Here is a 21,047-nt window from a genome sequence, read left to right as displayed (position 1 = left end):
GTGCCGTGCGGTGCGGCGCCGTTCGACGGGCGAGGCGTGCGGGGGCTTCCTAGAGTCGGAACCATGACAGCCACCGCGGAGCCGGCCGTACCCCGGGATGCCGCCGGGCCGATATGCCCGCCCTCCGGGGGGCGGCTCGGCTGGGTGCCGGAGGCCTTTGCGGCCTTCTTCGCCGCGCTCGGCCTGCTGTGCGGCCTGCTCGCGTTCTTCGCCCCGCTGCGCCGGGCACTCCGCCCCGTGGTCCACGCCCTCGACGAGCTCCTCGTCCCCATCAGCGCCAACCTCGCGTACGCCGTCTTCCTGTTCCTGCTGGCCGGCGCCATCGCCGCCCGCAAGAAGGTCGCCTGGTGGCTGGTTGTCGTGTATCTGGGCCTGCTCGTTCTCACCAACGCCCTCGACGTCTCCGTCGGCCTGTACGCCGAGTCGCTGGCCTCGCTCGTGCTGTGCACCCTGCTGCTGGTCCTGCTGGTGGTGACCCGCCGGGAGTTCTACGCCGCCTCCCGCCGCGGCGCCCTGTGGCGTGCCCTGGCCGTCCTGGCCGGCGGTCTCGTCGTCGCGATCCTGCTCGGCTGGGGCCTGGTCACGCTGTTCCCGGGCACCCTGACCGAGAGCCAGCACCTGGCCTGGGCCGCCGACCGGGTCTGCGGCGGACTCGTCTCCAACAGCTCCTTCGACGGGCGCCCGCCCCGCCGCGTCACCTTCGTGCTCGGCCTGCTCGGCGCCCTCGCCCTGCTCAACGCCGCCGCCGCGCTCTTCCGCTCCCAGCGCTTGGAAGCCGCCCTGCACGGCGACGAGGAGGCCCGCATCCGCGTCCTGCTCGGGGCGTACGGCGAGCGGGACTCGCTCGGCTACTTCGCCACCCGGCGCGACAAGGCCGTCGTCTTCTCGGCCAGCGGCAAGGCCGCCGTCACCTACCGCGTCGAGGCCGGCGTGTGCCTGGCCAGCGGCGACCCCGTCGGCGACCCGGAGGCCTGGCCGCACGCCATTGCCGTCTGGCTGGACCTGGCCCGCCGCTACGCCTGGGCGCCCGCGGTGATGGGCGCCTCCGAGGACGGCGCCCGCGCCTACGCCCGCGCCGGGCTCGGCGCCCTGCAACTCGGTGACGAGGCGATCCTGCACGTCCCCGGGTTCGACCTGAACGGCCGGGACATGCGCGTCACCCGGCAGGCCGTGCACCGGGTCGCCCGTACCGGCGCGACCTGCCGCATCCGCCGGCACACGCAGCTCAGCGACCACGAGATGGAAGAGATCGTCGACAAGGCCGATGCCTGGCGAGACACCGAGACCGAACGCGGCTTCTCCATGGCCCTGGACCGGCTCGGCGACCCCGCCGACGGCAACTGCCTGCTCGTGGAGGCCCTCAGCGAGGACGGCACGCTCCTCGCCCTGCTCTCCTTCGTGCCCTGGGGCACCGACGGCGTCTCCCTGGACCTGATGCGCCGTGACCGCGCCGCCCCCAACGGCGTGATGGAGTTCATGGTCTCCGAAGTGTGCGCCGCCGCGCCCAAGCTGGGCGTGCGCCGGATCTCGCTGAACTTCGCCGTGTTCCGGTCCGTCTTCGAGGAGGGCGCCCGCATCGGCGCCGGACCGGTCCTCAGGCTCTGGCGCCGCCTGCTGCTGTTCTTCTCCCGGTGGTGGCAACTGGAGGCCCTGTACCGCTCGAACGCCAAGTACCAGCCCGAGTGGTACCCGCGGTTCATCTGCTACGGCGAGCCCGCCTCCCTCGCCCGCATCGGCGTCGCCTCCGGCATCGCCGAGGGCTTCGTGTCCGTACCCTCACTGCGCAAACTCTGGGGAAAGGGGCACCCGAAGCCCGGACAGCGGCCCGCCACCACGCAGGGCCTGCCGTCCTTGACGGCGCTCGGCCTCGAAGGAGGGGAGAAGGCCGGGCCCGCCGTCCCGGGCGCGGACCTGCCCGACCAGTTCCGCGTCCGGCACCGCACACTCGACCGGCTGCGCGCCGCCGGCACCGATCCGTACCCGGTGGGCGTGCCCGCCCCCACCCACGCCCTCGCCGCCGTCCCGCAGGGTCAGGACGTCACCGTGGCCGGCCGGATCATGCTGGTCCGCGACTTCGGCGGCATCGTCTTCGCCGTGCTGCGCGACTGGTCCGGCGACCACCAGATCGCCCTCACGCGCGACGGATCGGGGTCCGCGCTCGACCGGTTCACCGCCGACACCGACATCGGTGACCACATCACCGCCACCGGCCGCGCGGGCCTGAGCGACAAGGGCGAACCCACCGTCTTCGTCACCTCCTGGCAGCTCACCGGCAAGTGCCTGCGCCCGCTGCCCGACAAGCGCCGCGGCCTGACCGACCCCGAGGTCAAGGTCCGCCGCCGCTACCTCGACCTGGTCACCAGCCCCGATGCCCGCGCCGTCGTCCGCATCCGCTCCACCGCCGTACAGGCCCTGCGCCAGGGGCTGCTGGACCGCGGCTACCTGGAGGTCGAGACGCCGATGCTCCAGCAGATCCACGGCGGCGCCAACGCACGGCCCTTCACCACCCACATCAACGCCTACGACCTCGACCTGTACCTGCGCATCGCCCCCGAGCTGTACCTGAAGCGGCTGTGCGTCGGCGGCCTGGAGAAGGTCTTCGAAATGGGCCGCACCTTCCGCAACGAGGGCGTCTCCTACAAGCACAACCCCGAGTTCACGATGCTGGAGGCCTACCAGGCGCACGCCGACTACACCGTGATGCTCGACCTGACCCGGGAACTGATCCAGGGCGCCGCGACCGCCGCGTTCGGCACCCCGGTGGCCCACAAGGACGGCAGGGAGTACGACATCTCCGGCCAGTGGCCGGTCCGGACGGTCCACGGCGCGATCTCCGAAGCCCTGGGGGAGGAGATCGGCCCCGGCACCGAACTCCTGCGGCTGCACCGGCTGTGCGACCGGGCGGGCGTGCCGTACACCCCCGACGACACGCCCGGCGACGTCGTCCTGGAGATGTACGAGCGCCTGGTCGAGGAGCGCACCGAACAGCCCACCTTCTACAAGGACTTCCCGACCGAGGTCTCCCCGCTGACCCGGCAGCACCGCACCGACCCGCGGCTCGCCGAACGCTGGGACCTCGTCGCCTTCGGCACCGAACTCGGCACCGCCTACTCCGAGCTGACCGACCCCGTCGAACAGCGCCGCCGCCTCACCCGACAGTCGCTGCTGGCCGCGGGCGGCGACCCCGAAGCCATGGAACTGGACGAGGACTTCCTCGACGCCCTCGAATACGCGATGCCCCCGACCGGCGGCCTCGGCATCGGCGTCGACCGCACGGTCATGTTCCTCACCGGCCTGACGATCCGTGAGACCCTGCCCTTCCCGCTGGTCCGCCGCCGCTGAAACCTTCACGCACTGGTGTGTACTCGCCCGGACGGGTGCGTTCCTGCCGCCGAACCGGTGTTGTTGTGGTGCGTCGGAGCCCCGCCGGGCGACTGATGGGTCATGCAGAACGATCACTTGTTCACGCGCCGTCGCATGCTGCTGGCCGGGGCCGCCGCGCTGGCGGGCGCCGGGACCGCCGGAGTCCTCATGGCGGGTGGCGGCGAGGAGACCGCCCGCAGCGCCCCGCCCGTCGCCGGACCGCAGGCCCGGCAGGCGCTCAAGTCCTCCGTCTTCCGGCTCCAGCCCCTGACCGGGTACGGCCCGCCGAGCGCCGGGCCACGCCGGCTCAAGGTGCGCAAGGAACCCATCCTGGAGATCTCCGGACGCGGCCGGCAGATGATGCTGACCTTCGACGACGGCCCCAACCCGGACTACACCCCGCACATCCTGAACACCCTCGCCAAGTACGACGTACGGGCGATGTTCTTCGTGTGCGGCGAGTGCGTCGTCGACAACAAGAAACTGGTGGCCCGGATGGCCGAAGAGGGCCATGTCGTCGGCAACCACACCTGGACGCATCCGCTGCTGACCACCCTCAACCGCCGGCAGATCCGCTCCGAGATGGCGCGGACCAGCGATGCCATCGAGGACGCCTACGGGGAGCGGCCCCAGTGGTTCCGCGCCCCCTACGGCGCCTGGAACCGCGCCGCCTTCCAACTGGGCGCCGAGATGGGCATGGAGCCGATGGCGTGGACCATCGACAGCACCGACTGGATGGAGCCCGGCACGAAGACCATCGTCGACCGGGTGGAGAGCGGCGCCGCCCCCGGTGTCGTCGTGCTCTCCCACGACGCCGGGGGCGACCGCTCGCAGAGCGTCAAAGCGATCCGCGAGTACCTGCCGTACCTGATCGACTCGGGCTATCACCTCACCGTGCCGCGCAGACGCCCGACCTGAGCGGCCCGCGCGGGTGCGCCGCCCGCCCGGCCGCGGAATTCAGCCGATCGCGACCAGGCGGGCGAAGACGACGACATTGCCGTCGTAGCCGTTCTGTTTCGAGAAACCGCCGCCGCAGGTGATGACCCGCAGTTCCGGTGTGCCCTTCGAGCCGTACACGCGGTCGCCGGGGAAATTGCTCTTCGAGAAGACCTCGATTCCGTAGACCTCGAACACCGCGGCTTTTGCGTCCTTGCGCACGACCTCGATCCGGTTTCCCTTCTTCAGGGAGCCGAGGCCGTAGAACACGGCCGGGCCCTGTTCGTTGTCGACATGGCCGACGACGACCGCGGTGCCCTTTTCGCCGGGGGATACCGCGCCGGTGAACCAGCCCGCCAGATTCGGGTTCTCCGGCGGCGGCGCGCCCACCCAGCCGTCCGAGGCGAGGCCGACGGGCACGACCGGCGCGTCGACCTGGATCGCGGGGATCCGGACCCGGTCGGCCGCGGAGAACGGCAGCGGGGCGGGGGCCGCGGAGAAGGTGCCCGGTGCGACTCGGGTGTCCGGGGCCGCCGCCGACGCGGGCTGCGGCGGGCCGACGTCGAACTCCCCCGAACCATTCCGAATGAGCGCCAGGCCGGTCAGCAGAACAAGCGCTATGACGCCCCACGGGGCGCGCTTCCTGCGCCGTTCCTCCTCTTCGGCAAACTCGGACAGCTCGGACGCCAGCATTCGTCACCCCTCTCGACGCGGCCGTCGCCACGTCCGTCGCGATGGGAGAACGCTAAGTCCCGCGCGCGCGACGGGCGACGGGGCGGCGGGCGAACGGGTGGCCCGTCGCCTTCCGGGTGCGCCATCCGAGTTGCCGTTCCCAGGAATTTTCTGACGGTCCGTGACCTGCAATAATTTCTGATTGTGTGGATTTCGCTCGGCGTGTTGCCTCACCGGAACGGACCATTCTCGAAATGCGGGCGTGTTCGGGGAGTCTGAGGGTCTTCCCGGGAGGCGTTTTCTCGCCGATCGACCGGGAACAGGACCCGGGGCGCCTCCCGCGGAGGATCACATGCGAAACCAACGTGCCCTGGCGGCAGCGTGCGCAGCGCTCGCCGTGCTCGGGTTCGCCGCCCCTGTGGCCGTCGCGGACGGCATGGGCAACGGGGGCGGCTCGTCCAACGACACAGGGGTCAACGTCGGCTCGGGCACCGGCAACGGCCTCGGCGGCCTCAACGGCACCGGCCACATCGACGGCAACTTCGGCAGAGGGGACGACTTCGGCAGAGGTGACGACCCCGAGGACGAGGACGAGGACTTCGGCAGGGGCGAGGAGTTCGGGCGGGGTGACGGCGGCCTGCGCAATATCGTCTCCGAGCCCCGCGTGATCGCCGTCGGCGGCCGGCTCTTGGCCACCGTCAACGGCTGCCGGGGCGGCGTCATGTCCTCCCGGGCCTTCCGCACCACCTCGCTGACCCCGCTTCGCAACGACGTCTCGCGCGGATTCGTCACCATCGACCCCGGCACCCGTCCCGGCCCGTACGACATCACGGTCGAGTGCAACGGCAGGAGGCTGACCCGTCCGGGTGCCTTCACCGTCCTCGGCGGTGTCAACGGCGGTTTCGGAGGCAGCGTCACCAGTGGCGCCACGCCGGCCGACATGGCGATCGGCGGCGGGCTCGTGGGCTCGGCCCTGATCGCGGGTGGCGTGTACTGGATGAGCCGCCGGAACGAGAAGCGGATCTGACGCCCTGGACGGGCCCGCCGGTGAGCGCCGCGCACCTGAGCAGGTCTTCGCCCCGGTCTCCCGCAGGGAGCCGGGGCGAAGACCTGCTCAGGCCCACTGGCCCCTGATCCGGGGGACTACCCCTTGATGTTCGGGAACAGGTTCAGGAACGGCTGCGCCGTCGCCGCGATGCCCCGGCTGTAGGGAGAGTCGAAGTCCCAGATGAGGAACAGCATGAAGGCGATGGTCGTGGAGAACAGCCCGGCCAGGATCAGCTCCCGCCGGGTGCGCTGGATCTGGAGCGCGAAGACCATGCCGATGGTGATGACGGCCCCGGTGAGCAGTCCCCACCACACCACCGGCGGCATGGTCGGCCCCGTCGCGTCGGCGCGCGCGTTGCGCGCCTGGTCGGCGGCGGCCAGCTGGTCCAGCAGCGGCTGGTAGGCCTGCGCCTCGAAGTCGTTCTTCGGCTGGTAGTCCGTGACGTCATGGCGCAGCTGCGCCAGCAGTTCGCCGCCGCGCGGGGTGACCCGGTCGTGGTCGGTCATCGACTTCCACTCGGTGGTCACGACATGTCCGACGTAGGCGTTGACATCGGCCCGGATCAGGTCGCGGACGTCCGGCGGATAGACCCGGACCCGCTCGGAGATCTCGTGCAGCGCCTGGGCCTCGGCCTGCACATGGTCCTGGGCGGCGCTGCGGGCCTCCCACACGCCCGCGATGGCCAGCCCCAGGACGATGGCGTACACGACCCCGATCCACATCGTCATGTACTCGATGACGTCCGGGGTCTCGTTGGGATCCTCGCCCTCGGCCGCGGTCTTCTTCCGTACGAGGACGATGACGACCACCACGGCGCCCGCCCCCAGCATCGCGAGGACGAGAACAAGCCAATCCGACAACTGGTGCCTCCAGGGGTGAGCGCGTCAGCGCGGGCGCAGCGCCGCGACGGCGACGATCGCGGGAACAGTGATGAGCAGTACGTAGGTGACCGGTGAGGTGTGCCCGGGCGCCGGGTGGCTCGTCGGCCGGGGGTGGTACGCCGGGTAGCTCACCGGGGTCACCGAGGGCCGCGCGGTGGGCCTGGGCGTCGGCCGCGGCTTCGGCTCGGGAGCCGGAGGCGGCGTGGGCGTCGGCCGGGGCGCGGGCGGGGCCGGCACGGGCCGGACGGGCGGCTTCGGTCGCGGCTTCGGCGGAGGTTCGGGCGTCGGCGTCGGCTTCGGCGGCGTCGGCGGAGGAGGAGGCGGAGGCGGTGGCGTCGGCGTGGGCGTCGGCGGGCACGGCGGCGGGGGCGGCGGCGGGGGTGGCTTCGGGTACGGCGGATCGGGCCAGTGGCCGTGGCCGTGGTGGTGGCCATGGTGGTGGTGGTCGTGGCCGTTGTTGTCGTGGCCGCCGGCGACGGCCACCGCCACCGTGCCGTCCGGGCCCGTCGAGGCGTACGCACAGGCGTCGGCCGAGGCGGTGCCGGCCGGGCAGCCCACCAGCGTCCAGGTCAGCGTCAGTAGGGCCAACACCCTTGCGGCGGGCGCGCATCGGGTCACTTCGGGTCCATGCACGACGAGATCATGGGGCGCCGGGCGCGGTCCCATTCCTCCCATACCCAGGTATTGATCCGAACGAGGGACATGGCGCCATGAAAGGTTTGACGGATGGAAGATCCCCATCAGGGGTGAAGAGTCCGGCTGATACGGGTTCCGGCTCGGATTCCCGAAAGAATTTCCCGTCCCCGTTGAACGCCCGGGACCCCGCGGCCCGTACCCATGGCCGTGCGGCGGCACCGGAAGACGCTGCAATATCCAGGCGATGATGGGGAGTTGACGATGAATACCTCCTGGCGGACCGCCTCACTGGTGGCCACGGCCGCCGCGCTGATGGCGTTGACGACGGCGTGCGGCAAGGACAACACCGCCACCCCGGCCTCGGCGGCCCAGAACGTCGGGGCCACGGCGGCGGCGGGCAACTACGGCAGCCCGGGCGCCGCAGCCGGCGCGGGCAACGGCTACGGCGCCGACGGAAGCCAGAGTTCCGCCTCACCGGCCCCGGCCGCGCCCGCGGGCAAGCTGACCGTGGCCGCCAACCCCGATCTGGGCAGCGTGCTGACCGACGGCTCCGGCCTCACCCTGTACCGCTTCGACAAGGACACCGCGAACCCGCCCAAGTCGAACTGCTCCGGCGACTGTGCCACCACCTGGCCGCCGGTGCCCGCCGGCGACGCCACCGCCGGCGCAGGCGTCGACAAGGCGCTGCTCGGCGAGGTCACCCGCGCCGACGGCACCAAGCAGCTCACCATCGGCGGCTGGCCCGCCTACCGGTACGCCAAGGACGTCAACGCCGGCGACGTCAACGGGCAGGGCGTGGGCGGCACATGGTTCGCGCTCGCCCCCAACGGCAAGAAGGCGTCCGTGAACGCCCTGCCCGGCCTGTCCGTCCACAAGGACCCCAAGCTCGGCGACATCATCGTCGACAGGCACGGCATGACGGTCTACCGCTTCCTGAAGGACAAGGCCTGGCCCGAGCCCGTCTCGAACTGCACTGGAGCCTGCCTGGAGAAGTGGCCCGCCGTCGCCCCGGTCAAGGCGGGCGACACCGAAGGCGTGAAGAAGAAGGGCCTGATGGGTTTCACCCGGCCCGACGGGGTCCGGCAGATGACCGTCAACTGCTGGCCCGTCTACACCTTCTCCGGTGACAAGGCGCCCGGAGACACCAACGGTCAGGGCGTGGGCGGCACTTGGTACGCCGTCTCGCCCGACGGAAAGCCGGTGGGCGCGCCGGCCGCATAGATCACCTCCCCAGGTCGGTCACCCGCCCGACCTGCGCGCCACCGAAGGTCCGCCCCCTCCGCACCGCACGGAGGGGGCGGACCGTTGCATGTCCGGCAGCCGTTACGCAGCGGGGTCATACGGACACTTGCCCCAGGTGGTGACCGGGAACGGACGGTCAATTTCCGGTTCAGGTCGCTCCTTTGGCGGGCGATCAGTAGCCTCAGCTCGAACACCGGATCGCCTGTCCCTGTCGCCTACGTCTTGGAGCAGTACATGGAGCGTCCCGCCTGGGCCCCACGCAGCATCGACATCACCGTGCCGAGCGTGTCGCGCATCTACGACTACTACCTGGGCGGTTCGCACAACTTCGAGGTCGACCGGGAGGCGGCCCGCAAGGCGATGGAGTTCATGCCGGGCCTGCCCAAGGTCATGCAGGCGAACCGGGCGTTCATGCGCCGGGCCGTGCGCTTCGCGGCGGCCGAGGGCATCACCCAGTTCCTCGACATCGGCTCCGGCATCCCGACCTTCGGCAACGTCCACGAGATCGCCCAGGGCGCCACACCCGGCGCCCGGGTGGTGTACGTGGACCACGACCCGGTCGCCGTCGCGCACAGCCAGTCGGTGCTGGAGGGCAATGCGGACGCGGACGTGATCGCGGCGGACCTGCGCAAGCCCCAGGAGATCCTCTCCAGCCCCCAGCTCGAGCGCCTCATCGACCTGAATCGGCCAGTGGCCCTCCTGCTCGTTGCCATACTGCACTTCGTGGAAGACACGGACGACCCCTACGGTGCGGTGGCGGAGCTGCGCGCGGCGCTCGCGCCCGGCAGCCTGCTGATCCTCACCCATGCCTCGTACGAGGGAATCCCGTTGCCTCCCGAGCGGGCCGAGGGCGCGGTGGACGTATACAGGGACATTCGCAACCCGCTGATCATGCGCTCGCGCGACGAGATCGCGCGGTTCTTCGAGGGGTACGACATGGTGGAACCCGGACTGGTGCCGATGCCGCTCTGGCGCCCGGACTCGGCGCCGGAGGACGAGGATCCGTACGCCTACTCCGGATTCGGCGGCGTGGGGCGTCCGGCGTGAGCGCGGAACCGGACGGGCCGGAGGACAGACTGCGGCGGCTGACGACGATCTGGAGCCGGGCGGTCTTCCCGGTCACCTCGACGTCACTCACGCGGGCGGAGTTCGAGGAGCAACTCCTGCCGCTCGCCCGCCGCCTGAGCCACCTCCTGCGAGCCCGCAGCTTCGCCGCCGAGGACGCCAAGGCCGTCGGCGCCGCCCTGGTCGGCGCGCACTGCACCGACCCCGAGGCCCTCGCCCGCACCCTGGACTGCATCGACGCCTACCTGGTGCTCTACTGCGGGGAGGACGGCCCCCAGGACGAACTGCGCATGCGCTCCTCGCGGTTGCAGCACGCGATGGCCGCCGGCTACGCGCAGGCGCTGCGTGAGCGCACCCTGGCCGAGCAAGAGGCCATCGCCCAGGCCGCGTTGCAGGCCCAGGGCGTGGTGGCGCAGGCGCTGCACGCGAGCGAGGCCCGCTTCCGCGCGGTCTTCGAGGGCGCCGCCATAGGGATCGGCATCGCCGACCTCGACGGCAACGTGCTCCAGGTCAACGACGCCCTGCTGCGCATGTTCGGGCTCTCCGAGCAGGCCATCCGGCTCCGCCGGGTGCTGGACTGGACCCACCCCGAGGACGCGCCGCAGACCTGGCGGCTCTACGACGAGCTGGTCCGCGGCGAGCGCGAGCACTACCACGTGGAGAAGGCCTTCAACCGGCCCGACGGCACGGTCCTGTGGACCAACCTGACCGTCTCCCTGCTGCGTGACGCCGACGGCGAGCCGCAGTACCAGCTCGCCCTCATGGAGGACACCACCGAGCGCCGGCTGCTCAACCTCCGGCTGCGCTACGAGGCCACGCACGACGCGCTCACCGGCCTACCCAACCGCACCCTGTTCTTCGAGCGGCTGGAGAAGGCCCTGAACGCGGGCGAGGGCCAGCGCTTCGGCCTGTGCTACCTGGACCTGGACGGGTTCAAGACCGTCAACGACAGCCTCGGCCACGCGGCCGGCGACCGGCTGCTGGTGGAGGTCGCCGACCGGCTCCAGTCCTGCGCCACCGCCCCCGGCGAGATGGTCGCCCGGCTCGGCGGCGACGAGTTCGTGGCGCTGACCATCGGCCCCGACACCGAGCGCGAGGTCGACGAGCTCGCCGAACGCATCATGCACGCGCTCGTCACGCCGATCAGCATCGACGGCCGTGACCTCCTGGTGCGGGGCAGCCTCGGCATCGTCGAGGGCCCGGCCGGCGAGCGCACCGCGGCCGAGGTGCTGCGCAGCGCCGACATCACCATGTACCGGGCCAAGTCGGCGGGCGGCAACCGCTCGGAACTCGCCGACCCCGAGGCCGACGCCCGCGTCATCACCCGGCACGGCCTGACCACGGCGCTGCCGACGGCCCTGGAACGCGGCGAGTTCTTCATCGAGTACCAGCCGCTGGTCCACCTCGGCGACGGCAGCGTGCGCGGCGCCGAGGCCCTGGTGCGCTGGCTGCACCCGCAGCACGGCGTCCTCGGCCCCGACCGCTTCATCCCGCTCGCCGAGCACACGGGGCTGATCGTTCCGCTGGGCCGCTGGGTCCTGGAGGAGTCCGTCCGGCAGGCCCGCGAGTGGCGCGAGCGCCACGGCGCCCCGGCGCACGCGGGCCCGCTGCGCATCAACGTCAACCTGTCGCCCTGCCAGCTCTCCCACCCCGGCCTGGTCCAGGACACGGTGGACATCCTCGAACGCACCGGCGTCACCCCGGACTCGCTGTGCCTGGAGGTCACCGAGTCCGCCCTGATCGGCGCCGACGACGACCTGCTCAAACCCCTGCGCCGGCTTGCCGAGATGGGCGTCGACATCGCCCTGGACGACTTCGGCACCGGCTACTCCAACCTCGCCAACCTGCGCCGCCTCCCCGTGAGCATCCTCAAGCTGGACCGCTCCTTCACCCGGGGCATGCAGCAGTTCCCGGCGAACCCCGTCGACCTGAAGATCGTCGAGGGGATCGTCACCCTGGCCCACAGCCTGGACCTCGCGGTGACCGTGGAGGGCGTGGAAACCGGCGCCCAGGCCGAGCAGTTGCGGATACTGGGCTGCGACACGGCCCAGGGCTGGTACTACGCACGTCCGGGCCCGCCCGAGCGGCTGCACGAGCTGGCGCTGGTGGACGCGACGGGCTGAAGTCCGATCCCTCGTGGAGCGCCGCGGTCCGGCCGCGGCCAGGGGCGACTTCAGCGTTCCAGCAGCATCCGCTGCAACTCACGGGCCGCCCGCGGCGGAGCCACGTCGCTGCGGTGTGCCAGCGCGATGGTCCGGTGCAGTCCCGGCCGGGCCAGCGGTGTCACCCTGAGCCCGCGCCCGGACCGGGTGGCGACCATCCGCGGGACGACGGCCACCCCCAGCCCGGCGCGTACGAACTCCAGCACCGCGTCCATCTCGCCGCCCTCCACCGCGAACTCCGGCTCGAACCCGGCCGAGCGGCACGCGGCGACGGTCAGCTCGCGCAGGTCGTACCCGTGCCGGAACATCACCAGCCGCGCGCCCTCCAGCTCGGCGATGCCGATCACGCGCCTGCCCCGGCCCGGCGCGGGCGCCTCTGGTGAGGACACCACCACCAGCTCCTCGCGCAACAGCTCCACCGTGGTCAGCGCGGGCGCGGGCGAAGGCAGCGGGAGAACGATCAGGGCGAGGTCCAGGGCGCCGCGGGCCAGATGCCGGACGAGGTCGTGCGAGCCGCCCTCCTCGATCAGCAGCTGGATGCCCGGATAGCGGTCGTGGAAGGCGCGCAGGACGTCCGGCAGCAGACCGGTGCACAGACTCGGCGTGGCCCCCAGGCGGACCCGGCCGCTGCGCAGCTGCACCAGCTCCTGCACCTCGTGCCGGGCGGTGTCCGTGTCCGCGAGGATCCGCCGGGCCAGCGGCAGCAGCGCCTCGCCCGCGTCGGTGAGCGTGATGTTCCCGCGCGCCCGCAGGAACAGTTCCGCGCCCAGCTCCCGCTCCAGCGCCTTGATCTGCTGGGACAGTGACGGCTGGGCGACATGGACCCGCTCGGCGGCCCGGGTGAAGTGCCGGGTCTCGGCGACGGCCACGAAGTACTGGAGCTGCTGGAACTGCACCAAGCCAGAATAGCCTGAGCCTATGGAAACAAGCTGCACCATGTCTTGGACCGATCCGGTCACCTGGCCCTAGCTTTTCTGCCATGGCTCTGGCAACGCTGACGGACCGACGGCCGTCCATGGCGCGCACGATGTGGGACAGCACCGTCGGCAAGGTCAACCACCTCAACGTCCTGCCGCAGGGCGGCCCCGAGCGGGAGACCCGGGTGCCGGAAGACGGGCAAGCGGTAGTCGCCCGATGAACGTTCGCCCAGGGACGGCGGACGGGCGGGGCCGGGAGTGGTGCTCATCCCCGGCCCCGTCTGGTTTTCGCCGTTCAAGATCTGGTTTTCGCCGTTCAACAAGCGCACATCCAGGCTCCTGACACCGGTCACGCGCAGGCCAACCGGCATCGGAAAAACAGGAGGAGCAGACCGGACCGCCGGACTGCCCCTCCTGCCGATCCCGGCCCGTGACCATGGAGAGAGCCATGACCGGCATCACCACGCTCGACCGCCCCGCGCAGCCCGCGCCACCCGCCCGCTACACCGTCTCCCTCGCCCGTGACGAGGCCGACGTACGAGCGGCGCAGCGGCTGCGGCACGACGTCTTCGCCGGGGAGATGGGCGCCCTGCTGACCACCCCGCAGCCTGGCCACGACGTCGACGCCTTCGACGCGTACTGCGACCACCTGCTCGTCCGTGACACCACGACCGGCCAGGTCGTGGGAACCTACCGGCTGCTGCCGCCGGAGCGAGCCGCGGTCGCCGGCCGGCTGTACTCGGAAGGCGAGTTCGAGCTGGGCGCGCTGGACCCGATCCGGCCCGGCCTGGTCGAGGTCGGCCGCTCCTGCGTCCACCCCGACCACCGCGACGGCGCCGTCATCGGCCTGATCTGGGCCGGCATAGCCCGCTACATGGTCGACCGGGGCCACGAGTGGCTGGCCGGCTGCTGCTCCGTCCCGCTCGCCGACGGCGGCACCCTCGCCGCGGCAACCTGGGAGCGGGTGCGCGAGAAGCACCTCGCCCCGGCCGAGTACCGGGTACGGCCCCTGCTGCCCTGGGTCCCGGACGTCGAGGCCCCTGCCGGCCGCATGGAACTTCCCGCGCTGCTGCGCGGCTACCTGCGCCTCGGAGCCTGGGTGTGCGGCGAGCCCGCGCACGACCCCGACTTCGGGGTCGCCGACCTGTACGTGCTGCTGTCGATGCGCCGGGTCAACGCCCGCTATCTGCGGCACTTCCTCTCCCTCGTGCCCGCCTGATGAGCGCCTGGCTGCCCGCCGCGCCCTGCACCCCGGGCGCCTGTCTGGAGCCGGCCCCGGCCACGGTGGCCGTACCCCGGGCCGTGCTCCGGCTGCTCACGGTCGCCGTCCTGGTGCTGACCGGGATCGTGCTGTCGCCGCTCGGGCGCCGGGTCCCCGCCGACTGGCTCAGGCGCTGGTGCCGCATGATCGTGCGGGCCGCTGGCGTCCGGGTCCGCGTCACCGGGGACACCGCACCGGACGGCGGGCTGCTGCTGGTCGCCAACCACATCTCCTGGCTGGACATTCCGCTGCTGGCCGTCGTACGCCCCGCCCGCATGCTCGCCAAGACCGAGATCCGGCAGTGGCCGGTGGCGGGCGCGCTCGTCGCGCGCGGCGGGGCCCTGTTCATCGAGCGCGACCGGCTGCGCGCACTGCCCGACACGGTCGCCCGGATCGCGCAGGCGCTGCGGTCGGGCGCGGCCGTGGTCGCCTTCCCCGAAGGCAGCACCTGGTGCGGGCGCGCCCGGGGCACCTTCCACCGGGCCGTCTTCCAGGCCGCACTGGACGCGGGCGTTCCGGTCCAGCCGGTGCTGCTCAGCTACCGGCAGCCGGGCGGCGCCCCGAGCACCGCAGCCGCCTTCGTCGGCGAGGACACCCTGCTCGCCTCCCTGTGGCGGGTGGCCCGCGCCCGGGGCCTGACCGCCGAGGTGGAGGTACGCCCGCTGATCCGGCCTGGCGCCCACCCCGACCGCCGCACCCTCGCCCAGGCCGCCGAGCCGGTCACCCCCGGGCCGGCCTGGACCCACGAGGCCCTGACGACTCCGCGCCCGCCTCTCGGCGCCGGTGTGCCGGCGTGACCCGCGCCGGGTTCCGGGCGGGCGGGGGTGAGCCGCGCTGACTTTCGGGCCGGCGGGGTGACCTGCGCCGGCTGCCGGGCTTTGCGCGACCCGCGTTGGCTTCCGGGCGGGCGGCGTTGCCCGTGTCGGCCGTCGGGCCGGCGGCGTGGCCTGTGCTGTACGCCGGGCTCATGGCGTGGTCCGTGTCGGCTCTCGGCTGACGGGGTGACCTGTGCCGGCTTTCGGGCCGGCCACGTGACCCGCGCCGGGTAGCGGGCTCACGGCGCGACCCGCACTGGCTCCAGGGCCGGCAGTGTGACCCGCACCGTACGCCGGGCTCACGGCATGCCCCGCGCCGGCTGCCGGGATCTCGCGGCATGACCCAGGTCGGCTGCCCGGATCTCACGGCATGACCCGCGCCAGATAGGGCGCCGTAGCGCTGCCCGCCGCCTGTGCCACCTCTGCCGGTGGGCCGGACGCGACGATCCGGCCGCCGCGGTCGCCGCCGCCGGGTCCCAGGTCGATCACCCAGTCGGCGCCCGCGACCACCGTCATGTCGTGCTCGACCACCACGACCGTGTGCCCGGCGTCGACCAGCCCGTGCAGCCGGTCCATCAGCACCTCCACGTCGGCCGGATGCAGCCCGGTCGTCGGCTCGTCCAGGAGGTAGAGGGTGTGGCCGCGGCGACCGCGCTGCAGCTCGCTCGCCAGCTTGATCCGCTGCGCCTCCCCGCCGGACAGCTCGGTGGCGGGCTGGCCCAGGCGCAGATAGCCGAGGCCGACGTCGAGCAGCGTGCCGAGGCTGCGGGCCGCGGCCGGGGTGTCCGCGAAGAAGGCCGCCGCGGCCTCCACCGTCAGGTCGAGCACCTCGGCGATGTTCCGTCCCCGGTACGTCACCTGGAGCGTCTCCGGGTTGTACCGGGCGCCGCCGCAGTCCGGGCAGGGCGCGTACGTGCTCGGCAGGAACAGCAGCTCCACGCTGACGAAACCCTCGCCCTGGCAGGTCTCGCAGCGCCCTCCCGCCACGTTGAACGAGAACCGCCCGACGCCGTACCCGCGCCCGCGCGCCTCGTCCGTGCCCGCGAACTCCTTGCGGACGACGTCGAACAGGCCCGTGTACGTCGCCAGGTTGGAGCGCGGGGTGCGCCCGATCGGCCGCTGGTCCACCCGCACCAGCCGGTCGACCCCCGGCACGTCCTCCGTCAACTCCCCGATGAGCGTGGACTTTCCGGAACCGGACACGCCGGTCACCGCGGTGAACGTACCGACCGGGAAGCGCGCCGACACCTCGCGCAGGTTGTGCCGGGTCACCGGACCCACCGTCAACCAGCCGCGTGGCTCACGGACTTCACGCGCCGGGCCGGGTGACTCGTCGAACAGGAAGACCGCCGTCGCCGAGTCCGCGACCGACGCCAGCTCGGCCACCGGCCCGCTGTACAGCACCCGCCCGCCGTGCTCGCCCGCGCCGGGGCCCACGTCCACCAGCCAGTCGGCGCCGCGTACCACCTCCAGGTGGTGCTCCACCACGAACACCGTGTTACCCGCCGCCTTCAGCCGCTCCAGCACGGTCAGCAGCGCCTCGGTGTCCGCCGGGTGCAGTCCTGCCGACGGCTCGTCCAGCACGTACACCACGCCGAACAGACCCGAGCGCAACTGGGTGGCGAGCCGCAGCCGTTGCAGCTCACCCGCCGACAGGGTCGGGGTGGAGCGGTCCATGCTGAGGTAGCCGAGGCCCAGTTCGACGACGGGGGTGATGCGGGACTTCAGGTCGTCCGTGAGGACCCGGGCGGTCTCCGTGGTTCCGTGCAGCAGTCCGGCCAGGCCGGTCAGCGGCATGGCCGCCAGCTCCGCGATGGTGTGACCCCCGAAGGTCACCGCCAGTGCCTCGGGCCGCAGCCGGCTGCCGCCGCAGGCCGGACAGGGCGCGCTGGTCAGGAAGCGTTCCGCCTTGGCCCGCAGCGTGGGGGACTTGGTGTCCGAGTACGTCTTCATGACGTACCGGCGGGCGCTCATGTACGTGCCCTGGTACGGCCGTTGGATCCGGTCGGCGTCCCGGACGGGGTGCACGGTGACGACCGGCTGCTCGTCCGTGAACAGGATCCACTCCCGCTCCTCGGCGGGCAGTTCGCGCCAGGGCCGGTCCACGTCGTGGCCGAGCGTGTCCAGGATGTCGCGCAGGTTCTTGCCCTGCCAGGCGCCCGGCCAGGCGGCGATCGCGCCCTCGCGGATCGACAGCGAGGCATCCGGGACCAGCAACTCCTCGGTGGTGCGGTGCACTTGGCCGAGCCCGTGGCACTCCGGGCAGGCACCCGTCGGCGTGTTCGGCGAGAACGCGTCCGAGTCGAGCCGTTCGGCACCGGGCGGATAGTCACCGGCACGCGAGTACAGCATGCGCAGGGAGTTGGAGAGATTGGTGACGGTGCCCACCGAGGAGCGCGAGGTGGGGGCCGAACGGCGCTGCTGCAGCGAGACCGCGGGCGGCAGCCCGGTGATCTCGCCGACCTTGGGCGCCCCGACCTGGTGGATCAGTCTGCGCGCGTACGGCGCGACCGACTCGAAGTAGCGCCGCTGGGCCTCGGCGTAGATGGTGCCGAACGCCAGGGACGACTTCCCCGAGCCGGACACCCCGGTGAACACGGCCAGGACGTCCCGCGGGATGTCCACGTCGACGCCCTTGAGGTTGTGCTCGCGGGCACCGCGAACGCGGACGTAGGGGTCGTGCGGGTCATGTGGGCTGTGCATAGAGACGCAACCCTATCCGCGCCCGTGCGCTGCTACCGCGGAGGGTTGTCCGTGTCCCGCAGCTGCTCCTTCAGCTTGTCCGGTACGGACATGGCAGCCCTCCTCGTCGCTTGAGGCTTTCCTCCCAGGGTCACCGGGCCCGGCGGGGTCCGCATCTCGGGCCGGTTCAGCGGCCCGGCGCGAACAGGGCGGCCAGCCGCCGGTAGGAGCCCAGCAGCGCGTCACGGTCGTACGTGCTGGTGGTGACGAGGACCTCGTCGGCTTCCGTCTCCTTCAGCACCGCCTCCAGCTCGTCGGCGACCTGCTCCTCGGGGCCCGCGATGTGTCCGGCGAGCCCGGACTCGTAGAAGCCGCGTTCCTTCGCGGTCATCGTGCGGGCCGCCAGTTCCTCGGCGGGGGACAGCGGCGGGAAGGTGCCGTGGGTGCGGGAGTACGCCATGGACCAGGCCTCCGGGGCCAGCAGCCGGTGCACCGCCTCGGGGGTGTCGGCGACGGCGACCGTGCCGGAGATCACGACGTAGGGCTCGTCCGCCCAGGGGGAGGGGCGGAACAGGGAGCGGTACTGGTCGATGCCGCGCAGCAGCTTCTCGCGGCCCCGCAGATCGCCGATGACCATGGGCAGGCCGGCGCGGGCCGCGATCCGCGCGCCCTCGCCCATGGCCAGCACGAACGGCGGGACCCTGAGGCCCTCCGCCGGGCGGGCGTGTGCCCCGGTCGGCGAGGTGCCCTCGAACCAGCCCAGCAGCTCGCCGAGCTGGGCCGCGAAGTCCTCGGCGTCGCCCTTGTCCCGGCCGAGCGCCCTGCGTACCCCGTCCGTGAAGCCCACGGAACGGCCGAGCCCCATGTCGATCCGGCCCGGGAAGAGCGACTCCAGCACCCCGAACTGCTCGGCCACCACGAGCGGTTGATGGTTGGGCAGCATGACTCCGCCGGTGCCGACCCGGATCGTGCGGGTCGCGCCGGCCACGGCGGCGGCGAGCACGGTCGGCGCCGACCCGGCGACCCCGGGCACGCCGTGGTGCTCGGACACCCAGAAGCGGTGGTAGCCGAGCGCCTCCGCCTCTCGCGCCAGCGCGACGGTGTTCCGCAGCGCCTCGCCGGGCGGGTGCCCCTCGCGGGTGCGGGAACGGTCGAGGACGGAGAACCTGGTCCGGGCGATCACTGCGCTGCTCACGCAGGGTTCAACACCGTGGCGCGCGGGTGATTCCCGCCGCCCCCGGTTCCCGCCACAACCGGGCGCCCGCGATTCCGGTCACAACCGGGCGCCGGCGTTCCCTGTCACGATCGGGCGCTGGCTAGTGTGGTCCGGTGACCGACAGCAGTAAGCGACCGCTCGCCGTGTTCGACCTGGACAACACCCTCGCCGACACGGCCCACCGGCAGCACTTCCTGGAGGGCAGGCGGCGCGACTGGGCCGGTTTCTTCGCCGCCGCCCCGGACGATCCGCCGCTCGCGGTGGGCGTGGCGCTGGCCCTGGACAGCGCCCGGGAGTGCGAGATCGTCTACCTCACCGGCCGCCCCGAGCGGTGCCGGCGCGACACGCTGGACTGGCTCGCGGCACACGGGCTGCCCAAGGGCGACGTCCATATGCGGGACAACGGCGACCGCAGGCCCGCCCGGTTCACCAAGCTGGAGCTGCTGCGCCGGCTCGCCCGGGACCGCGAGATCCGTGTCCTCGTCGACGACGACGAGCTGGTCTGCGACGACGCCGAGCGCGCCGGGTTCACGGTCGTACGGGCCCGCTGGAGCGCTAAGTCGGCCGTTCTGGAGGAGGCCCAGGAGCGAGAGGGCCGGACCTGAGGTCCTACGCGCTAGGTCCTACGCGCTGTCCTCGATGCGGAAGCCCACCTTCAGGCACACCTGCCAGTGCTCGATCTGGCCGTCCGTGAGCTGACCCCGGACCTGGGTCACCTCGAACCAGTCCAGATTGCGCAGCGTCTGGCCGGCCCGGGCGATGCCGTTGCGGATGGCCTGGTCGACGCCCTCGTGAGAGCTGCCGACGATCTCCGTGACCCGGTAGGTGTGGTTCGACATGAGGGTGCTCCTCTCCTCCGTGACCGGGGTGTCACGCCGTACTCCACCGTGCCCCATGACCGCCCCGGCCGCACGGCGTCGCGGTCGTATCGGCGCGCGCATGCCAGAGCCCATGCCAGACAGAACAGGACCCCTCGTGAGACGTCGTCTGCTCGCCCTCGGCTGTGTCACCGCCACCCTTGTCAGCGCCTGCGGGGTCCTCCCGGGCGGGCACGGGCGGCACACCGTGACCGTGTGGCTGATGAAGGACAGCGCCTCCGCGGACTTCCTCCGGCGCTTCACCGAGGACTTCGAGCGCACCCACAAGGACCTGCGTCTCGACATCCGCATTCAGGACTGGACCGGCAGGGCGGCCAACTCGCCGACCTGACGCTGGAGTCGGTGCGCGACTGGGACAGGCACAAGTGGCTGCCCGGCCTCGCCGAGCCCGGCATGGACGGCAACAGCCAGTACGGCATCCCCTGGTACGCCGCCAACCGCGTCGTCATCTACCGCAAGGACCTGTTCGAGGCGGCCGGCATCACCCGCCCGCCGCGCACCGGCGAGGAGTGGCTCACCGACACCGAGAAGCTCAACTCCGGTGAACACCAAGGCATTTATCCTGCCGGGCAGGACTGGTACACCCTCTCCGGCTTCATCTGGGACGAGGGCGGTGAACTGGCCCGGCAGCAGGACTACGAATGGCGCGGCACCCTGGACACCCCGGCCGCGCTGCGCGGCATGGACTTCTACCAGCGGCTCCAGGTACTCGGCCGCGGGCCCGTGGATGCTGACGAGGAACACCCGCCCCAGGCCGGGGTGTTCGCGGGCGGCAAGGTCGCGCAGATCGTCGCCGTACCCGGGCTCGCCCAGGCGATCGTGCGGCAGAACCCCGGGCTCAAGGGCAAGCTCGGCTTCTTCCCGGTGCCCGGCGGGACCGCCGGCCGGCCCGGCACCGTCTTCACCGGCGGCTCCGACCTCGTCGTCCCGCGCAACACTGAGGACCAGTTCGCCGCGACCGCCGTCGTCGGCGCGCTCACCGGCGCCAAGTGGGACACCGAACTCGCCCGCGCCATGAACTACGTGCCGAACAAGAGCACGCTGGCGGGCGCGGTCGCCGGGGAGGAGGGGGTCGCCGCCATGGCGGCGGGCGCCGCGCGCGGCCGGGCGACCCCCAACACTCCTCAGTGGGCCGACGTCGAGGCCGACAACCCGATCAAGGAGTACATGACCAGGGTGCTGACCGGGGCGGACCCGGCGACGGAGGCCCGCCGCGCCTCCCGCAGGATCACCGCGGCGCTCAATCCCGTCGGCTGACCGGGCCCGCCCCGGC

Annotated in this window: 16 protein-coding genes and 2 pseudogenes; 11 read left to right on the top strand and 7 right to left on the bottom strand. The window is 72.3% G+C overall.

Annotation, left to right across the window (positions count from 1 at the left end):
* Window positions 1-63 precede the first annotated feature (63 nt).
* Window positions 64-3,342, top strand: coding sequence for a bifunctional lysylphosphatidylglycerol synthetase/lysine--tRNA ligase LysX (lysX, locus tag ACWD35_RS11390; RefSeq protein ID WP_451350944.1), 3,279 nt, complete (start codon window positions 64-66; stop codon window positions 3,340-3,342).
* A 102-nt stretch (window positions 3,343-3,444) separates the two neighbouring features.
* Window positions 3,445-4,281 carry a polysaccharide deacetylase family protein gene (locus tag ACWD35_RS11385; RefSeq protein WP_451350943.1) on the top strand — a complete coding sequence of 279 codons (837 nt, stop codon included), beginning with the start codon at window positions 3,445-3,447 and terminating at the stop codon, window positions 4,279-4,281.
* A gap of 39 nt (window positions 4,282-4,320) precedes the next feature.
* Here the strand turns inward: ACWD35_RS11385 and ACWD35_RS11380 are convergent, their stop codons facing one another.
* A complete protein-coding gene (locus ACWD35_RS11380) occupies window positions 4,321-4,992 on the bottom strand; it encodes a class F sortase (RefSeq protein WP_451350942.1) in 672 nt (223 codons plus the stop codon).
* 508 nt (window positions 4,993-5,500) lie between these two features.
* Between ACWD35_RS11380 and ACWD35_RS11375 the strand changes: the two genes are divergently transcribed.
* The gene (locus tag ACWD35_RS11375; protein ID WP_451351098.1) at window positions 5,501-5,998 is read left to right on the top strand and encodes a hypothetical protein; all 498 of its coding nucleotides are present in this window, start codon (window positions 5,501-5,503) and stop codon (window positions 5,996-5,998) included.
* A gap of 116 nt (window positions 5,999-6,114) precedes the next feature.
* Here ACWD35_RS11375 and ACWD35_RS11370 read toward each other — a convergent pair whose 3' ends face one another.
* Together ACWD35_RS11370 and ACWD35_RS11365 are read right to left on the bottom strand one after the other, a co-directional pair.
* Window positions 6,115-6,879, bottom strand: a complete 765-nt coding sequence (locus ACWD35_RS11370) for a bestrophin-like domain (protein WP_451350941.1) — start codon at window positions 6,877-6,879, stop codon at window positions 6,115-6,117.
* A gap of 24 nt (window positions 6,880-6,903) precedes the next feature.
* On the bottom strand, window positions 6,904-7,533 hold the full coding sequence (locus tag ACWD35_RS11365; protein ID WP_451350940.1) for a hypothetical protein: 630 nt from the start codon (window positions 7,531-7,533) through the stop codon (window positions 6,904-6,906).
* A 264-nt stretch (window positions 7,534-7,797) separates the two neighbouring features.
* On the opposite strand from ACWD35_RS11365, the gene ACWD35_RS11360 reads away from it, so the two are divergent.
* From ACWD35_RS11360 to ACWD35_RS11350, 3 genes are all read left to right on the top strand, one after another.
* Window positions 7,798-8,757, top strand: coding sequence for an SCO0930 family lipoprotein (locus ACWD35_RS11360; protein WP_451350939.1), 960 nt, complete (start codon window positions 7,798-7,800; stop codon window positions 8,755-8,757).
* A gap of 255 nt (window positions 8,758-9,012) precedes the next feature.
* Window positions 9,013-9,825 carry an SAM-dependent methyltransferase gene (locus ACWD35_RS11355; protein WP_451350938.1) on the top strand — a complete coding sequence of 271 codons (813 nt, stop codon included), beginning with the start codon at window positions 9,013-9,015 and terminating at the stop codon, window positions 9,823-9,825.
* Entirely contained in the window at window positions 9,822-11,966 is a 2,145-nt protein-coding gene (locus ACWD35_RS11350; protein ID WP_451350937.1) for a putative bifunctional diguanylate cyclase/phosphodiesterase, read from the top strand. Before ACWD35_RS11355 ends, ACWD35_RS11350 begins: the two co-directional genes overlap by 4 nt.
* Before the next feature lie 50 nt (window positions 11,967-12,016).
* On the opposite strand, the gene ACWD35_RS11345 is transcribed toward ACWD35_RS11350, so the two are convergent.
* Complete coding sequence (locus ACWD35_RS11345) at window positions 12,017-12,901, bottom strand: LysR family transcriptional regulator (RefSeq protein WP_451350936.1); 885 nt, start codon at window positions 12,899-12,901, stop codon at window positions 12,017-12,019.
* A gap of 83 nt (window positions 12,902-12,984) precedes the next feature.
* On the opposite strand from ACWD35_RS11345, the pseudogene ACWD35_RS11340 reads away from it, so the two are divergent.
* The 3 genes and pseudogenes from ACWD35_RS11340 to ACWD35_RS11330 form a co-directional block, all read left to right on the top strand.
* A pseudogene (locus ACWD35_RS11340) lies at window positions 12,985-13,056 on the top strand (succinate dehydrogenase); the annotation flags it as partial.
* Window positions 13,057-13,370: 314 nt separating this feature from the next.
* On the top strand, window positions 13,371-14,141 hold the full coding sequence (locus ACWD35_RS11335; RefSeq protein ID WP_451350935.1) for a GNAT family N-acetyltransferase: 771 nt from the start codon (window positions 13,371-13,373) through the stop codon (window positions 14,139-14,141).
* Window positions 14,141-14,980 carry a lysophospholipid acyltransferase family protein gene (locus ACWD35_RS11330; protein WP_451350934.1) on the top strand — a complete coding sequence of 280 codons (840 nt, stop codon included), beginning with the start codon at window positions 14,141-14,143 and terminating at the stop codon, window positions 14,978-14,980. The genes ACWD35_RS11335 and ACWD35_RS11330 overlap by 1 nt, the downstream gene beginning before the upstream one ends.
* Window positions 14,981-15,361: 381 nt before the next feature.
* On the opposite strand, the gene ACWD35_RS11325 is transcribed toward ACWD35_RS11330, so the two are convergent.
* Both ACWD35_RS11325 and ACWD35_RS11320 read right to left on the bottom strand, forming a co-directional pair.
* On the bottom strand, window positions 15,362-17,701 hold the full coding sequence (locus ACWD35_RS11325) for an ABC transporter (RefSeq protein WP_451350933.1): 2,340 nt from the start codon (window positions 17,699-17,701) through the stop codon (window positions 15,362-15,364).
* 166 nt (window positions 17,702-17,867) lie between these two features.
* Window positions 17,868-18,875: an LLM class flavin-dependent oxidoreductase gene (locus tag ACWD35_RS11320; protein WP_451350932.1), complete on the bottom strand. Its 1,008-nt coding sequence runs from the start codon at window positions 18,873-18,875 to the stop codon at window positions 17,868-17,870.
* Between the two features lie 134 nt (window positions 18,876-19,009).
* Between ACWD35_RS11320 and ACWD35_RS11315 the strand changes: the two genes are divergently transcribed.
* Window positions 19,010-19,501: a phosphatase domain-containing protein gene (locus ACWD35_RS11315; RefSeq protein ID WP_451350931.1), complete on the top strand. Its 492-nt coding sequence runs from the start codon at window positions 19,010-19,012 to the stop codon at window positions 19,499-19,501.
* 18 nt (window positions 19,502-19,519) lie between these two features.
* On the opposite strand, the gene ACWD35_RS11310 is transcribed toward ACWD35_RS11315, so the two are convergent.
* The gene (locus ACWD35_RS11310) at window positions 19,520-19,735 is read right to left on the bottom strand and encodes a dodecin (RefSeq protein WP_451350930.1); all 216 of its coding nucleotides are present in this window, start codon (window positions 19,733-19,735) and stop codon (window positions 19,520-19,522) included.
* Window positions 19,736-19,871: 136 nt separating this feature from the next.
* Between ACWD35_RS11310 and ACWD35_RS11305 the strand changes: the two are divergent.
* Window positions 19,872-21,031 (top strand): annotated as a pseudogene (locus ACWD35_RS11305) (extracellular solute-binding protein).
* Window positions 21,032-21,047: the final 16 nt, after the last annotated feature.

The sequence above is a fragment of the Streptomyces sp. NPDC002671 genome, from assembly GCF_053592475.1.
The sequence above is the reverse complement of the archived record's forward strand: the minus strand, read 5'-3'. Positions and strand labels throughout refer to the sequence as shown.

Coding starts and splice junctions, on each gene's coding strand:
- ACWD35_RS11385 (WP_451350943.1), top strand. CDS start 3,445: ATGCAGAACGATCACTTGTTCACGCGCCGTCGCATGCTGCTGGCCGGG.
- ACWD35_RS11335 (WP_451350935.1), top strand. CDS start 13,371: ATGACCGGCATCACCACGCTCGACCGCCCCGCGCAGCCCGCGCCACCC.
- ACWD35_RS11330 (WP_451350934.1), top strand. CDS start 14,141: ATGAGCGCCTGGCTGCCCGCCGCGCCCTGCACCCCGGGCGCCTGTCTG.
- ACWD35_RS11360 (WP_451350939.1), top strand. CDS start 7,798: ATGAATACCTCCTGGCGGACCGCCTCACTGGTGGCCACGGCCGCCGCG.
- ACWD35_RS11380 (WP_451350942.1), bottom strand. CDS start 4,992: ATGCTGGCGTCCGAGCTGTCCGAGTTTGCCGAAGAGGAGGAACGGCGC.
- ACWD35_RS11310 (WP_451350930.1), bottom strand. CDS start 19,735: ATGTCGAACCACACCTACCGGGTCACGGAGATCGTCGGCAGCTCTCAC.
- ACWD35_RS11355 (WP_451350938.1), top strand. CDS start 9,013: ATGGAGCGTCCCGCCTGGGCCCCACGCAGCATCGACATCACCGTGCCG.
- ACWD35_RS11325 (WP_451350933.1), bottom strand. CDS start 17,701: ATGCACAGCCCACATGACCCGCACGACCCCTACGTCCGCGTTCGCGGT.
- lysX (WP_451350944.1), top strand. CDS start 64: ATGACAGCCACCGCGGAGCCGGCCGTACCCCGGGATGCCGCCGGGCCG.